Source organism: Paracoccus sp. AK26 (assembly GCF_011801365.1).
Taxonomy (GTDB): domain Bacteria; phylum Pseudomonadota; class Alphaproteobacteria; order Rhodobacterales; family Rhodobacteraceae; genus Paracoccus; species Paracoccus aerius.
Map to the genome: position 1 here is coordinate 2,289,244 of NZ_CP041041.1, position 13,517 is coordinate 2,302,760.

16 protein-coding genes are annotated in these 13,517 nt (G+C 68.0%); 11 read left to right on the top strand and 5 right to left on the bottom strand.

Annotated elements, in window-relative coordinates; genetic code table 11:
• From FIU66_RS11375 to FIU66_RS11410, 9 genes are all read left to right on the top strand, one after another.
• Positions 1-558, top strand: coding sequence for a NifU family protein (locus tag FIU66_RS11375; RefSeq protein ID WP_167622845.1), 558 nt, complete (start codon positions 1-3; stop codon positions 556-558).
• Entirely contained in the window at positions 551-1,141 is a 591-nt protein-coding gene (gene tsaB / locus FIU66_RS18150; protein ID WP_240544671.1) for a tRNA (adenosine(37)-N6)-threonylcarbamoyltransferase complex dimerization subunit type 1 TsaB, read from the top strand. The genes FIU66_RS11375 and tsaB overlap by 8 nt, the downstream gene beginning before the upstream one ends.
• A complete protein-coding gene (locus FIU66_RS11380) occupies positions 1,138-1,557 on the top strand; it encodes a GNAT family N-acetyltransferase (RefSeq protein ID WP_240544672.1) in 420 nt (139 codons plus the stop codon). Before tsaB ends, FIU66_RS11380 begins: the two co-directional genes overlap by 4 nt.
• 80 nt (positions 1,558-1,637) lie before the next feature.
• Positions 1,638-2,621: a BMP family protein gene (locus FIU66_RS11385; RefSeq protein WP_167622849.1), complete on the top strand. Its 984-nt coding sequence runs from the start codon at positions 1,638-1,640 to the stop codon at positions 2,619-2,621.
• Positions 2,621-4,258, top strand: a complete 1,638-nt coding sequence (locus tag FIU66_RS11390) for an ABC transporter ATP-binding protein (RefSeq protein ID WP_167622850.1) — start codon at positions 2,621-2,623, stop codon at positions 4,256-4,258. Before FIU66_RS11385 ends, FIU66_RS11390 begins: the two co-directional genes overlap by 1 nt.
• Complete coding sequence (locus FIU66_RS11395) at positions 4,259-4,825, top strand: hypothetical protein (protein ID WP_167622852.1); 567 nt, start codon at positions 4,259-4,261, stop codon at positions 4,823-4,825. It begins immediately after the preceding gene.
• A 4-nt stretch (positions 4,826-4,829) separates the two neighbouring features.
• The gene (locus tag FIU66_RS11400) at positions 4,830-5,924 is read left to right on the top strand and encodes an ABC transporter permease (RefSeq protein WP_167622854.1); all 1,095 of its coding nucleotides are present in this window, start codon (positions 4,830-4,832) and stop codon (positions 5,922-5,924) included.
• Positions 5,924-6,976, top strand: coding sequence for an ABC transporter permease (locus FIU66_RS11405; protein WP_167622856.1), 1,053 nt, complete (start codon positions 5,924-5,926; stop codon positions 6,974-6,976). The genes FIU66_RS11400 and FIU66_RS11405 overlap by 1 nt, the downstream gene beginning before the upstream one ends.
• Positions 6,960-7,760: a purine-nucleoside phosphorylase gene (locus FIU66_RS11410; RefSeq protein ID WP_167622858.1), complete on the top strand. Its 801-nt coding sequence runs from the start codon at positions 6,960-6,962 to the stop codon at positions 7,758-7,760. Before FIU66_RS11405 ends, FIU66_RS11410 begins: the two co-directional genes overlap by 17 nt.
• Positions 7,761-7,822: 62 nt before the next feature.
• Here FIU66_RS11410 and mnmH read toward each other — a convergent pair whose 3' ends face one another.
• Both mnmH and FIU66_RS11420 read right to left on the bottom strand, forming a co-directional pair.
• Positions 7,823-8,872, bottom strand: a complete 1,050-nt coding sequence (mnmH, locus tag FIU66_RS11415) for a tRNA 2-selenouridine(34) synthase MnmH (protein WP_240544673.1) — start codon at positions 8,870-8,872, stop codon at positions 7,823-7,825.
• A gap of 1 nt (position 8,873) precedes the next feature.
• Complete coding sequence (locus tag FIU66_RS11420; RefSeq protein ID WP_167622873.1) at positions 8,874-9,434, bottom strand: L,D-transpeptidase; 561 nt, start codon at positions 9,432-9,434, stop codon at positions 8,874-8,876.
• A 136-nt stretch (positions 9,435-9,570) separates the two neighbouring features.
• On the opposite strand from FIU66_RS11420, the gene FIU66_RS11425 reads away from it, so the two are divergent.
• Together FIU66_RS11425 and FIU66_RS11430 are read left to right on the top strand one after the other, a co-directional pair.
• Positions 9,571-9,855, top strand: coding sequence for a hypothetical protein (locus FIU66_RS11425; protein WP_167622875.1), 285 nt, complete (start codon positions 9,571-9,573; stop codon positions 9,853-9,855).
• On the top strand, positions 9,836-12,088 hold the full coding sequence (locus FIU66_RS11430) for a cation-translocating P-type ATPase (protein WP_240544674.1): 2,253 nt from the start codon (positions 9,836-9,838) through the stop codon (positions 12,086-12,088). The genes FIU66_RS11425 and FIU66_RS11430 overlap by 20 nt, the downstream gene beginning before the upstream one ends.
• Before the next feature lie 42 nt (positions 12,089-12,130).
• Here the strand turns inward: FIU66_RS11430 and FIU66_RS11435 are convergent, their stop codons facing one another.
• From FIU66_RS11435 to rpmB, 3 genes are all read right to left on the bottom strand, one after another.
• Positions 12,131-12,586, bottom strand: a complete 456-nt coding sequence (locus FIU66_RS11435) for a copper chaperone PCu(A)C (protein WP_167622876.1) — start codon at positions 12,584-12,586, stop codon at positions 12,131-12,133.
• A gap of 17 nt (positions 12,587-12,603) precedes the next feature.
• The gene (locus FIU66_RS11440; RefSeq protein WP_167622878.1) at positions 12,604-12,981 is read right to left on the bottom strand and encodes a hypothetical protein; all 378 of its coding nucleotides are present in this window, start codon (positions 12,979-12,981) and stop codon (positions 12,604-12,606) included.
• A 71-nt stretch (positions 12,982-13,052) separates the two neighbouring features.
• Entirely contained in the window at positions 13,053-13,340 is a 288-nt protein-coding gene (gene rpmB / locus FIU66_RS11445) for a 50S ribosomal protein L28 (protein WP_167622880.1), read from the bottom strand.
• Between the last annotated feature and the right edge of the window lie 177 nt (positions 13,341-13,517).

Consider the following 13,517-nt stretch of genomic DNA (forward strand, 5'->3'; position numbering starts at 1 on the left):
ATGTTCATCCAGACCGAAACCACACCGAACCCTGCGACGTTGAAGTTCCTTCCCGGCGAGATCGTGCTGGACAACGGCACGGCCGACTTTCCCTCGACCGACACGGCGGCCAAGTCGCCGCTGGCCCGCCGCATTTTTGCCGTGGGCGGCGTGACGGGCGTCTTCCTGGGCCGCGACTTCGTGACCGTGACCAAGGCCGACGACCAGCCCTGGGACCATCTCAAGCCGTCGATCCTGGGTGCCATCATGGAGCATTACCAGTCGGGCGCGCCGGCCATCGAGGGCACGGCGGAGAATGCGGGCCATGCCAGTCATGACGGCCCCGATGGGGAAATCGTCACCCAGATCAAGGAACTGCTGGACACGCGCGTCCGCCCGGCGGTGGCCCAGGACGGCGGCGACATCACCTTCCACGGCTTTGACCGGGGCGTGGTCTACCTGCACATGCAGGGGGCCTGCGCGGGCTGCCCGTCCTCGACACTGACGCTGAAGATGGGGATCGAGAACCTGCTGCGCCACTATATCCCCGAGGTGGTCGAGGTCCGGCCCGTTGCCTGATCCCCTGGCCCTTGGCTTCGACACATCGGCCGCGCATTGCGCGGCCGCTTTGCTGCGGGGCGACCGCATCCTTGGCCATATCTCCGAGGAGATGACCAAGGGCCAGGCCGAACGCCTGTTTCCGCTGCTGGAAGGCTTGCTGGCTGGTGCGGGCCTGACCTGGCGCGACCTCGGCGTGATCGGCGTGGGCATCGGGCCGGGCAACTTCACCGGCATCCGCATCGCGGTCGCCGCGGCCCGCGGGCTGGCGCTGTCGCTGGGCATCCCGGCGGTCGGCGTCACCGCGACCGAGGCCGCGTCCCTGGATCTGCCCCGTCCGTGCCGTATCGTTCTGCCGCTTCGGGCGGATCAGGTCGCATGGCAGGACTTTGGCCAGGGCGCAGGGGACCACCCGCAGCAATCTGCGGCCGATGCATTGCCGCCCGGTCCCGCATCGGCCCTGCCACGGGTGCCCCCCGCCGTGGCCATCGCCCGGATCGCGCTGGCCCGGCGCGCCGATCCGGGGCCGCGCCCCGCGCCCTTCTACCTGCGCCCTGCCGATGCGGCACCGGCGCGCGACGCCGCGCCGCTGATCCTGCCGTGACGCCCGACGGCCTTGCCGCGCTGCACGCCCGCTGCTTCGACCGCCCCCGCCCCTGGTGCGCGGCCGAGTTTGCGGCCCTGCTGGACAGCCCCCGCGTCTTCCTGCTGACCCGCCCCTCGGGCTTCCTGATGGGCCGCCTTGTAGCCGACGAGGCCGAGTTGCTGACCCTTGCCGTGGACCCGGCTGCCCGCCGCCAGGGCACCGGCCGCGCCCTGCTGCGCGATTTCGCCGCAACGTCATGTCAAGGCGGCGCGGGGCGCGCTTTCCTTGAAGTGGCGGCCGACAATGCCGCCGCGCGGGCATTGTATTGCGGCGAAGGCTGGCAAGATTCGGGGCGCAGGCGGCGTTATTATGGTCCCGATCTTGACGCCATCGTCATGACCTTGGCCCTGGAACCCGGCCAAGAAGGCGGTTGACCGGCAAGGGGCGATGCGCCCTAATCGGGCCATCACGCGGGCGGCTTGAATCGCCCGCAACAACAGGATGAGGTTTCCTTATGTCCCTGACGAAATCGCTGCTTGCGGGCGTGGCGCTGACGGCACTTGCGGGCGGTGCGGCCCTGGCGGAACCGGCGCTGATTTTCGACCTTGGCGGCAAGTTCGACAAATCCTTCAACGAGGCCGCCTTCATGGGCGCGCAACGCTGGGCCGAGGAAACCGGCGGCACCTACAAGGAACTGGAAATGCAGTCCGAGGCGCAGCGCGAACAGGCGCTGCGGCGGCTTGCCGAAACCGGCGCCAATCCCATCGTCATGACCGGCTTCGCCTTTGGCGACGTGCTGAACCAGGTGGCCCCTGATTACCCCGACACCCAGTTCGCCATCATCGACATGGTGGTGGAACAGCCCAACGTGCAATCCATCGTCTTCACCGAGGAACAGGGCAGCTATCTGGCCGGGATCATGGCCGCGCAGGCCTCTCAGTCCGGCACCGTGGGCTTCATCGGCGGCATGGACATTCCACTGATCCACAAATTCGAATGCGGCTTCGCGCAGGGCTTCAAGGCCGCCAAGCCCGACGGCACGGTGCTGATCAACTATACCGGCACCACGCCTGCCGCCTGGAACGACCCGGTCAAGGGCGGCGAACTGGCCCGCGCCCAGATCAGCCAGGGGGCCGACGTGATCTATGCCGCGGCCGGCGGCACGGGCATCGGCGTGCTGCAAACGGCGGCGGACGAAGGCATCCTGTCCATCGGCGTGGACAGCAACCAGAACCACCTGCATCCGGGCAAGGTCCTGACCTCGATGGTCAAGCGCGTCGACAACGCGGTCTATGACGCCTTCAAGAACGGCGTGGAGCCGGGCGTCAAGGTTCTGGATCTGCAGGCCGAGGGCGTGGATGTCGCCATCGACGAAAACAACCAGCAGCTGGTCACGCCGGAAATGCAGGCCGCCGTCGATGACGCCCGCGCCAAGATCGCCAGCGGAGAAATCGCGGTCCACGACTACATGACCGACAACACCTGCCCGGTCCAGTAATGGCATCCGACATGCAGACAGGGGGGCGGCTGGCAACGGCCGCCCCTGCGGCGATTGAACTGCGCGGCATCTCGAAGTCCTTCGGGCCGGTGCAGGCCAACCGCGACATCCACCTGCGCGTGGAAAGGGGCACGATCCACGGCATCATCGGTGAAAACGGCGCCGGCAAGTCCACGCTGATGTCGATCCTCTATGGCTTCTACAAGCCCGACAGCGGCGAGGTTCTGGTCAACGGCCGGCCCCTGACCATCACCGACAGCCAGACCGCGATCCGCGCGGGCATCGGCATGGTCTTCCAGCATTTCAAGCTGGTCCAGAACTTCACCGTTCTGGAAAACATCATCCTTGGGGCCGAGGAAGGCCGCCTGCTGCGCCCGTCCCTGTCCAAGGCGCGCGGCGTGCTGAAGCGGCTGGCCCAGGAATATGAACTGAACGTCGACCCCGACACCCGGATCGAAGACCTTTCGGTCGGCCACCAGCAGCGGGTCGAGATCCTCAAGGCGCTGTATCGCCAGGCCGACATCCTGATCCTGGACGAGCCGACCGGCGTGCTGACCCCGGCCGAGGCCGACCACCTGTTCCGGATCCTGGAGGGCCTGCGGGCCGAGGGCAAGACGATCATCCTGATCACCCACAAGCTGCGCGAGATCATGGAGATCACCGACACGGTATCGGTCATGCGGCGCGGTGAGATGGTGGCATCGGTCAAGACCGCCGAAACCAGCCCCGAGGAACTGGCCGAGTTGATGGTCGGCCGCAAGGTGCTGCTGAACGTGCAAAAGGCCCCGGCCCGGCCTGCCCAGCCGGTTCTGGAAATCCGCAACCTGCGCATGGTGGACGATACGGGCGTGGAACGCCTGCGCGGCATAGACCTGGACATCCGCGCGGGCGAGATCCTGGGGATCGCGGGGGTTTCGGGCAATGGCCAGACGCAGCTTCTGGAAATCCTGGGCGGCTATCCTCCGAAAGGCAGCACCGTATCGGGCGAGGTTCGCGTGAACGGCGGACCCCTGCCCTTGGCTGGCGCTGCCTGCAATGCCGCCGAACGCCGTCGCCAGGGGCTGGGCCATATCCCCGAGGATCGGCAGGCCGAAGGTCTGATCATGGATTTCGCCGCCTGGGAGAACGTGGCCTTCGGATACCACGACGCACCGGAATACGGGCGCGGCCCGCTGATGGACCGCGACGCGATCCGCCGCGATGCCGAGGGCAAGATCGCCCGCTTCGACGTCCGCCCGCCCAGCTGCGACCTGGCCGCGCGCAACTTTTCCGGCGGCAACCAGCAGAAGATCGTCGTGGCCCGAGAGATCGAGCGGAATCCCGACCTGCTTCTGATCGGCCAGCCCACGCGCGGCGTTGACATCGGCGCGATCGAGTTCATCCACAAGCGCATCGTGGAACTGCGCGACGCGGGCAAGGCGATCCTGCTGGTGTCCGTGGAACTGGACGAGATCATGTCGCTGTCGGACCGCATCGCGGTGATGTTCGACGGCCGCATCATGGGCGAGCGCCTGCCCAATGAGGCGACCACCGGCGACCTGGGCCTGCTGATGGCAGGGGTGGATCCAGCGACTGCGCCGCCCGACACCATGCCACCCGCCCACAAACACGTCGAAGACCTGCCCCGAGAAGCTTGAATGATCCCGACACGACTGGCCTGCCTTCTTCCCGCCCTGCTGCTGTCCGCCGCCTGCAGCAGCGTGCCCATGCCCCGGATGCCCAAGATGGACGTCTGGCCCGACGGCGACGCGCCCGACCGCTTGGTCATGGCCGCCGAGGCCCGCGCCCAGACCCGCGCCCGCAATCCGGACGGAAGCTGGGCCGTGGACGACCCGATCGCCGGGTCCGACTATGAGACCGAGTTCCCGGGCAACTGCGTCACGGCCGCCCAAGGCACCGCCTGCGCCGACCACGCCCCGGTCGAGGCACCCGCCGCCGAGGGCACCGCGCCTCAGGTCACCGGCCGCGTGGCCATCGCCTTCGCGGCCCTGTCAGACGGCAGCCGCTGCACCGGCGAGGCCCGCCAGGGCCAGACCCGGTCCGAGGAGAACCTGCTGGCCGTGCGCGGCTATCCCGGCGCGGGCGGCAATGTCCCCCGCGCCCGCAGCCTTGGCCGCATGGCGGGCAATGGCGATGCGATCACCTGGGACCAGATCGCCGATCCGCGCGCCTTCCTGGCGCTGTGTTCCGGCATGAAAGGCTGAGCGGATGGAAAAGATGCCGAAATGGGCCGATGTGCTGCTGACACCGCTGATCTCGCTGGTGTTGGCGATGGCGATTTCGGCGCTTGTGATCCTGGCCATCGGCGAAAGCCCGGTCGAGGCGCTGACGACGATGATAGACGGCGCCCTGGGCTCCAGCTACGGCTGGGGCTTCACGCTGTATTACGCGACGAACTTCATCTTCACCGGCCTTGCCGTGATGGTCGCCTATCACGCGAGCCTGTTCAATATCGGCGGTGAAGGCCAGGCGGCGATGGGGGGATTGGGCGTGGCCTTGGTGCTGCTCTCGGTGCCGCTGCCGCATTGGGCGCTTGCGCTGCCTGCCGGGATGGTCGGGGCGGCCCTGTTCGGCGCGGCCTGGGCGCTGATCCCCGCCTGGCTTCAGGCCAAGCGCGGCAGCCATATCGTGATCACCACGATCATGTTCAACTTCATCGCCGCCGCCGCGCTGAACTATATCCTGGTCAACCTGATGCGCCCGGTGGGCAGCATGGACCCGGCCTCGGCCCGTTTTCCCGAAGCCACGCACCTGCCCAAGCTGTCGGACATGGCGCTGGCATTCGGCATCGAATGGGGCAAGAACACGCCCGTCAACATCAGCTTCTTCGTGGCCATCGCGGCCTGCCTGCTGGTCTGGCTGCTGATCTGGCGCAGCCGCCTGGGCTTCGAGATCCGGGCCTTCGGCAAGTCCGAACCCGCCGCCCTTTACGCGGGCATCAACCCCGTGCGCATCACCGTGATCGCCATGCTGATTTCCGGCGGGCTGGCCGGCATGATGGCCATCAACAACGTCATGGGCGAGGCCGAGCGGCTGGTCCTGAACGCGGTCGAAGGCGCGGGCTTCATCGGCATCGCCGTGGCCCTGATGGGCCGAAACCATCCGCTGGGCGTGTTCCTGGCCGCGCTGCTGTTCGGCTTCCTGTATCAAGGGGGCGGTGAACTGGCGCTCTGGACCTCGATCCCGCGCGAGCTGATCATCGTGATCCAGGCGCTTGTGATCCTGTTTACCGGGGCGCTGGACAACATGGTGCGGATGCCGCTGGAACGGATGTTCCTGGCCATTCGCAAAAGGGGCGCGTGATGGATCTGAACACCGTCCTCCAAATCCTGGACAGCGCCGTGCGGCTGATGACGCCCTTGCTGCTGGCCTGCCTCGCCGGGCTTTATTCCGAACGCGCCGGGGTCTTCGACATCGGACTGGAAGGCAAGATGCTGATGGCGGCCTTTTCCGCCGCCACGGTGGCCGCGCTGACCGGCAATGTCTGGCTGGGCCTTTGCGCGGGGCTGTTGGGGGCGCTGATGCTGTCGGCGATCCACGGCATCGCCTCGATCACCTTCCGGGGCAACCAGCTGATCTCGGGCGTGGCGATCAACTTCCTGGCCTCGGGGCTGACAGTGCTTCTGGGCCAGAAGATCTTCGGCCTGGGCGGACGCACGCCCAACCTGACCCCGGGGGCCGAGCTTGAGGCGCAGGTCACCCCCTTCCGCACCTGGCTGACCGACGTGGCAGGGGCCGACTTGGCCACCTGGCTGACCGCCACCCCGCGCCTGTCCGGCATCACCCTGCCCTTTGCGGAAAGCCTGCGCCCCGTCCCCGTCCTGGGTCCGCTTTATGCCGAGGTCGTCTCGGGCCACACGATCCTGGTTTATGTGGCTTTCCTGATGGTGCCGCTGACCTGGTGGATCCTGTATCGCACTCGCTTCGGCCTGCGGCTGCGGGCCGTGGGCGAAAACCCGGCCTCGGTCGATACGGCAGGCGTGTCGGTCACGCGGCTGCGCTTTGCCGCCGTCGCCATCGCGGGCCTGCTTTGCGGCCTGGCAGGCGCCTATCTGGCGACCGGCCTTTCGGCGGGCTTCGTCAAGGAGATGACCGCCGGGCGGGGCTTCATCGCCCTGGCCGCGCTGATCTTCGCCAAGTGGCGTCCTTGGGGGGCGCTTGGCGCGACCTTCCTGTTCGGCCTTCTGGAGGCAATCGCCAACCGCTATCCGAACCTGGACCTGGGCATCGTCACCGTGCCGTCGATGTTCATGAACGCGCTGCCCTATATCCTGACCGTCATCATCCTGGCGGGCTTCGTCGGCCGCGCCATCCCGCCCCGCGCCGGAGGAGAGCCCTATGTCAAAGAGCGTTGAGCTTGCCCGCCTGATCCGCGACCGCGCCGGGGACCAGCCGCCGGAATACGGGTTGATCCTGGGTTCGGGCCTGGGGCATCTGGCGGGGACGGTCGATGGTGTGGCGATCCCCTATGACGACTTGCCGGGCTTTCCCCATGCGGGCGTTTCGGGCCATGTGCCGCAACTGGTGATCGGCCAGCTAGAAGGCCGTCGCGTGGCCGTCTTCGGCGGCCGGTCGCATTACTACGAATCGGGCCGCGCCGACGCGATGCGGCTGCCGCTGGAAACCTTGGCCGCGCTTGGGACGACCCGGCTGATCCTGACCAACGCGGCCGGGTCGCTGCGCCACGACATCCCGCCCGGCGAACTGATGCTGCTGGACGACCACATCGCATTTGCCGGAACCAATCCCCTGATCGGTGAACCGACCGACGCCCGCTTCGTGCCCCTGACCGATGCCCATGACACCGACATGCGCGCCGCCCTCGCCGAATGTGCGCGGGCCGAGGGGATTGACCTGGCCTCCGGCGTCTATTGCTGGTTTTCCGGCCCCAGCTTCGAAACCCCTGCCGAAATCCGCGCCGCCAGGATCCTCGGTGCCGATGCCGTGGGCATGTCCACCGTCCCCGAAATCATCCTGGCCCGCTTCCTGGGGCTGCGCTGCGCCGCCATCTCGGTCATCACGAACATGGGCGCGGGGCTTTCCGACGAATCGATCAGCCATGACCACACCAGGGCGATGGCTCCTCTTGGCGCGGCCAAACTGGAACGCATCCTGCGCCGCTTCCTGCGCGACGGCTGAGCTTCTTCTTTATCCAAATATCCCCGCCGGAGGCTCCTGCCCCCGGCACCCGCGCCGCAGGTTCAGGACGGGCGCGACAGGGCCGCCTCGACCCTGGCCGCCGCCGCATCCAGATCGCGAAGATCGTCCAGGGCCACCACCGCGCGTTCACGCTCGGCATATCGCAGCCGATGCTTCAGATAGCGGGGATCATAATGGTCGCGTAGCAGCCCCTCGGCCAGTCCGCGCCAGTCGCCCGCCGCCACGGCTGCCCGCCACCCGCCGATCCGGTTGCCGGGATGCAACGGCGACAGCGCGTCAACGATTGCCCCCACCCGTGCGGGATCATCGACCATGTCGGCATAGCTGGCGGCGGTATAGGCCGCACGCGCGCCCACCGGCACCTCCAGCCGCAGCCGGGGCGCGGCGCAGATCGCCTGCCACATCGTCTTCGGAACGGTCAGAGCGCCGATGCGGCTGCTTTCGGCCTCGACCAGCACGGGTCGGGCGGGATCCAGCGCTTCCAGGCCCAGGGCCAGCCGGCTTTCGAACAGCTTCTGGCTGGGCTGGCCTTCGGGCCGGCCCCCGAACAGGCTGCCGCGATGATTGGCCAAGCCCTCCAGGTCGATCACCTGCCAGCCACGCCGGGCCAGCCGCGCCAGAATCGCCGTCTTGGCGCTGCCGGTATTGCCGTCCAGAACGATGACCGGGGCGGGAACGGGCCGGTTCTGCACCCGGTCCACCACAAGCCCCCGCCAGGCCTTGTAGCCGCCGTCGACGCGGTCCACGCGCCAGCCGATCTGCGTCAGGATTGTGGCAAAGCTGCCCGAGCGCTGCCCGCCGCGCCAGCAATAGACCAGCCCGCGCCAGCTTCCGTCCCGGTCGGCCAGCGGCCCGGCAATGTGGCGGGCGGCATTGGCCGCAACCAGGGCGCCGCCGATCTTGCGGGCATCAAAGGGGGAAACCTGCTTGTAGACCGTGCCCACCCGCGCCCGTTCGGCATCGTCCAGCACGGGCAGGTTGATCGCGCCGGGCAGGTGATCCTCGGCATATTCGGCCGGGGATCGCACGTCTATGATGTCATCGAACCCCGCAAGCGCGGGATCCGACAGGCCCGTCAGCGTCAGCGCCAAGTCAATAGACGTAGACCGGCGTCCCGACGGGCACCTGGTCATACAGCGCCATCACCGCCTCGTTGCGCATCCGCAGGCAGCCGTTCGACACGGCCCGCCCGATGGACCCCGGCTCGGTCGTGCCGTGGATGCGGATCGCGGTGTCTTGGCCCTTGTCGTTGTACAGATACAGCGCCCGCGCCCCCAGCGGGTTCTGCGGGCCGCCAGGCATCCCGTTCGCCCATTTGGCATATTGCTGCGGCTTGCGCTTGATCATGTCCTGCGTGGGCGTCCAGGACGGCCATTCGACCTTCCGACCTACGGTGGCGCGGCCCTTCCAGACCAACTCCGCCGTGCCCACGGCCACGCCATAGCGGATGGCGCGGCCCGGGGCGATCACGTGGTAAAGGAAGAAGTCCTTGCTGACGACGACGATGCTGCCGACCTCGAAATCGTCGCGAATCGCGACTTCGGTCGGGGCATAGGGGTCGCGCGCTGCTTCCTGCGAGAAGGCCAGCGAGGGGGCGAAATAGGCGGCGGCCATCAAGGGCACGGCCAGCGACATCAGCTCACGGCGGTTCATGGTGATCCTGTCAATCTCGTGTTCTTCTGCTTTGATCCCGCCCATAACAAGGGACGGCCCTCTGTTGCAACTCACGAGGACGTATCGCGTTCAATTTGGCCTTGACCAAGGGATGCGCAGGCCACATCTGCAGGACATGGATCGCGCCCTGTCCCCCTGCTGCCAGGATGCCCGCCGCGCGCTGCGGCGTCCGGCGCATCTGTGCCGCGGCCGGGGCGACCGCGCCTGCCGCTGCCACCAGGACGCCCGTCCGGCGGCGGCCCGTCCGATCCGCGCCCTGCGGATCGACCCCCGCGCCCTGATCGCGGCGCAACTGCCCCGGCAGGCCCCCCTGCGGCCTCAGGCGCCGCCCCGTTTCCTGAACCCGTCCTGCACCCCTTGCACGATTTCAGGAAACCGTCATGACCGCCTCATCCACTGACCTGCCCCGGTCGGGCCATGCGCCCGATCTGATCACCACCCGCCTGTCCATCGAAGGCATGAGCTGCGCCGCCTGTTCGGGCCGCGTTGGCCGGATGCTGTCGGCCCGGCCCGGCGTCGCGGACGCACAGGTGAACCTGCTGGCGGGTTCCGCAAGCATCCGCCACGACTCGTCCCTGTCGCCCGCCGATCTGGCTGCGGCGGTGACCAAGCTGGGATACCCCGCAACCGTCCCCCAGGATGCCGCCCCGCACGCCCATCAGGACGAAACCCTTGGCCTCAGGCGCGACTTCCTTCTGGCCCTTGCCCTGACCCTGCCCGTCTTCGTGGCGGAAATGGGGGCGCACCTGATCCCCTCTTTCCACCACTGGCTGCACGGCGCCCTGGGCCCGGGGCCATTGAACTGGGCGCAGATGATCCTGACAGCGCTTGTCCTGGCGTTGCCCGGGCGGCGCTTCTTTGCCACCGGCATCCCGGCCCTTCTGCGCGGCGGACCCGAGATGAACAGCCTTGTCGCGCTTGGATCAGGGGCGGCGTTCCTTTACTCGGCCGTCGTGGTGCTGCTGCCCGACCTGATCCCGCCCGCCTCGCGCCATGTCTATTTCGAGGCCGCCGCGGTTATCGTTACGCTGATCCTGATGGGTCGCTGGCTGGAAGCGCGGGCCAAGGGCCAGGCAGGCGCGGCGATCCGCGCGCTGATCGAATTGGCGCCGGACCAAGCGACTGTCCTGCGCGACGGCAGACAAGTCAGAACACCGGTCGCGGATCTGCATCCCGGCGACCTGGTCCTGCTGGTGCCGGGTGAACGCGTGGCGGTCGACGGCACCGTGACCGAGGGCCAGGGGCATGTCGACGAATCCATGCTGACGGGCGAGCCGGTTCCCGCCCCCAAGGCGCCCGGCGATCCGGTGACCGGCGGCACCGTCAACGGCACCGCAGCCCTGACTTATCGCGTCACCGCCACCGGATCCGACACGACCCTGTCGCGGATCGTGCGGATGGTGGAAGGCGCTCAGAACGCCCGCCTGCCTGTGCAGGCCCTGGTGGACCACATCACCCGCGTCTTCGTGCCGGTGGTGATCGGGCTTGCCCTGCTGGCCTTCCTGATCTGGCTGGCCTTCGGTCCCGACCTGGCCCATGCCGTCGTGGCCGGGGTTGCGGTGCTGATCATCGCCTGCCCCTGCGCGATGGGCCTTGCGGTCCCGGTGTCGATCATGGTGGGCACGGGCAGGGGCGCGCAGCTTGGCGTCCTGTTCCGCCGGGGCGAGGCCTTGCAGCGCCTGTCCAAGGCACGGCTGGTGGGCTTTGACAAGACCGGCACCCTGACGCGCGGTCGCCCCGAACTGACCGCGATCCAGACCGACGGGATGCCAAAGGACGAGGCCCTGCGCCTTGCCGCTGCCGCCGAGGCGCGGTCCGAACATCCCTTGGGCGCAGCCATCGTCGCCGGGGCCGCGGCGCGCGGCCTGAACCTGCCCCCGGCTGCCGAGGTTCAGGCCACCGCCGGGCGCGGCCTGACAGCCCTTGTCGAAGGGCATCGCCTTCTGATCGGCAACCGTGCTGCATTGACCGAGGCCGGGATCCAGCCTGCACCCACGCTTGAACAAGCCGCCGCTGCCATGGCGGACGGGGGCGCCACGCCCGTCCACCTGGCCCTGGACGGCCGCCATGCCGCCATCTTCGCGCTCGAGGATCGGATCCGTGACGAGGCAGCCCCCACCGTCGACGCCCTGCACCGGATGGGCCTGGTGACGGTGATGCTGTCGGGCGATGTTCCCGCGACTGCATGGGCCGTGGGCCAGCGACTGGGTATCGACGATGTGCGCGCGGGCCTGATGCCCGGTGACAAGCTGACAGCCATCGGCGCGATGGGACCGGGATCGGTCTTTGTGGGCGACGGGATCAATGATGCGCCAGCGCTAGCTGCGGCGGAAACCGGCATCGCGATCGGCACGGGCACCAGCATCGCCATCGAAGCGGCTGACCTGGTGCTCATGTCGGGCGACCTGTCGGGGGTGGCGCGCGCCATTCGGCTGTCGCGCGCGGTGATGCGCAACATCCGCCAGAACCTGTTCTGGGCCTTTGCCTATAACACTGCGCTGATCCCCGTCGCGATGGGCGTGCTGGTGCCCTTCGGCGGCCCGCAGCTATCGCCCATGCTGGGGGCCGGGGCGATGGCGCTGTCCTCGGTCTGCGTTGTGGGCAATGCCTTGCGGCTGCGGACAGTCAGGTAAGCGGAACGCCGCGGGCGTCAGCCGATGCCCGCGGCCTTCGCGTCAGTGGCCCATGTGGCTGTGCGGTTCGTCGGGGGCGCGGTCGTTGTCGACCGTGGCCTCGACCGGCAGGGTGCCGCAATCGCCGAAGTCCAGCGTCAGCGCGACGGTGTCGCCATCCGCCAGCGGCGACTGCAACCCCATCAGCATCACATGGTCGCCACCACGCACGAGGCCATGTTCGCCCCCCGCCGGCACAGCGATGCCGCCTTCGATCCTGGACATCTTCATCACGCCGGCTTCCTCGGCATGGGTATGCAGTTCCGCCCGCTCGGCCGCCTCGGTCGAGGCGGCGGTCAGGATGCATTCGGTGGTGCCCCGGTTCTCGATCACCATGAAAACGGCCCCCGCCTTGGGATTGGCGCTGCGGGCATAGGCATCGCGGACCGCCACCCCGTCCTGGGCAAGGGCTGCTGCGGGAAAAAGGGCCGCGACGGCGGCCAGGGTCATGCGGATCATCGGTATTGTCCTTCGTGTCAAACAGGTTTCGCTTCGGAAATCTGTCGGAACGGAGGATCGCGCGCCGCAGGAAGGGGCGCCTGCCGACCCGGCGCATGACGGGCCAAGACAGGCCAGTCCAACGCAACAGGATCGCGCGACAGCGACGGGTCAACCAAGGGGACTGGCAAGGCAGCCAGCAAGGACAGCGCCATGTCGGGACAGACTTGCGTCCGTGGCGGGCCATCCGGATGATCGACAACCACCACGCCATGCCCCGTGCACAGCACCACCTGGTCTGCACGCGCTATCGTGCCGCGTGCAGCGCCCAGACCAATTCCGGTCAGGACAAGGCACAGGATTAGCGCAAGATGGCCCGGGCGTCGCATGACGCGACCATCACCGAAGCGGGTCATGAAGGCAACCTGCATGCAAAAGCCCCGCCGTAAGGAACGACGGGGCAAATTGCCGCAGAAGGCAGAACCGATCAGGCCTGGGCTTCGGCCTTGGCCAGCTCGCGCTTGATCTTCAGGGCGCGGTCCGACAGTTCGGCATCCTTGGCTTTCGCCAGGAAGGCGTCCAAGCCGCCGCGGTGGTCGACCGAACGCAGTGCCGCGGCCGAGATGCGCAGCGAATAGCCGCGGTTCAGCTTTTCCGACAGCAGCGTGACCTCGTTCAGGTTCGGCAGGAACCGGCGACGGGTCTTGTTGTTGGCGTGGCTGACATTGTTGCCGGTCATCGGGCCTTTGCCGGTCAGTTCGCAGACGCGCGACATGGTGTTGATCCTTCGTCTTTGCTATGCGGGCGGTCCCGGCGGGGGTTCCGACCCAAAGTGAAAGGGCGCCGCGAGGCAGCGCCCGGAATTCCGTTTGCGCGTCCCTAATGGAAGCGGAACGGCTCGTCAACCGGGAATCACCAGCACCCTTCTTCATCTTGGCCTGAAATATCCCAC

What these genes read in the sequence shown, in the direction of transcription:
- FIU66_RS11390 (WP_167622850.1), top strand. Translation starts at nt 2,621, where the DNA reads ATGGCATCCGACATGCAGACAGGGGGGCGGCTGGCAACGGCCGCCCCT.
- FIU66_RS11410 (WP_167622858.1), top strand. Translation starts at nt 6,960, where the DNA reads ATGTCAAAGAGCGTTGAGCTTGCCCGCCTGATCCGCGACCGCGCCGGG.
- FIU66_RS11435 (WP_167622876.1), bottom strand. Translation starts at nt 12,586, where the DNA reads ATGATCCGCATGACCCTGGCCGCCGTCGCGGCCCTTTTTCCCGCAGCA.
- FIU66_RS11395 (WP_167622852.1), top strand. Translation starts at nt 4,259, where the DNA reads ATGATCCCGACACGACTGGCCTGCCTTCTTCCCGCCCTGCTGCTGTCC.
- rpmB (WP_167622880.1), bottom strand. Translation starts at nt 13,340, where the DNA reads ATGTCGCGCGTCTGCGAACTGACCGGCAAAGGCCCGATGACCGGCAAC.
- FIU66_RS11375 (WP_167622845.1), top strand. Translation starts at nt 1, where the DNA reads ATGTTCATCCAGACCGAAACCACACCGAACCCTGCGACGTTGAAGTTC.
- FIU66_RS11425 (WP_167622875.1), top strand. Translation starts at nt 9,571, where the DNA reads ATGGATCGCGCCCTGTCCCCCTGCTGCCAGGATGCCCGCCGCGCGCTG.
- FIU66_RS11385 (WP_167622849.1), top strand. Translation starts at nt 1,638, where the DNA reads ATGTCCCTGACGAAATCGCTGCTTGCGGGCGTGGCGCTGACGGCACTT.
- FIU66_RS11400 (WP_167622854.1), top strand. Translation starts at nt 4,830, where the DNA reads ATGGAAAAGATGCCGAAATGGGCCGATGTGCTGCTGACACCGCTGATC.
- FIU66_RS11420 (WP_167622873.1), bottom strand. Translation starts at nt 9,434, where the DNA reads ATGAACCGCCGTGAGCTGATGTCGCTGGCCGTGCCCTTGATGGCCGCC.
- FIU66_RS11440 (WP_167622878.1), bottom strand. Translation starts at nt 12,981, where the DNA reads ATGACCCGCTTCGGTGATGGTCGCGTCATGCGACGCCCGGGCCATCTT.
- FIU66_RS11430 (WP_240544674.1), top strand. Translation starts at nt 9,836, where the DNA reads ATGACCGCCTCATCCACTGACCTGCCCCGGTCGGGCCATGCGCCCGAT.
- FIU66_RS11405 (WP_167622856.1), top strand. Translation starts at nt 5,924, where the DNA reads ATGGATCTGAACACCGTCCTCCAAATCCTGGACAGCGCCGTGCGGCTG.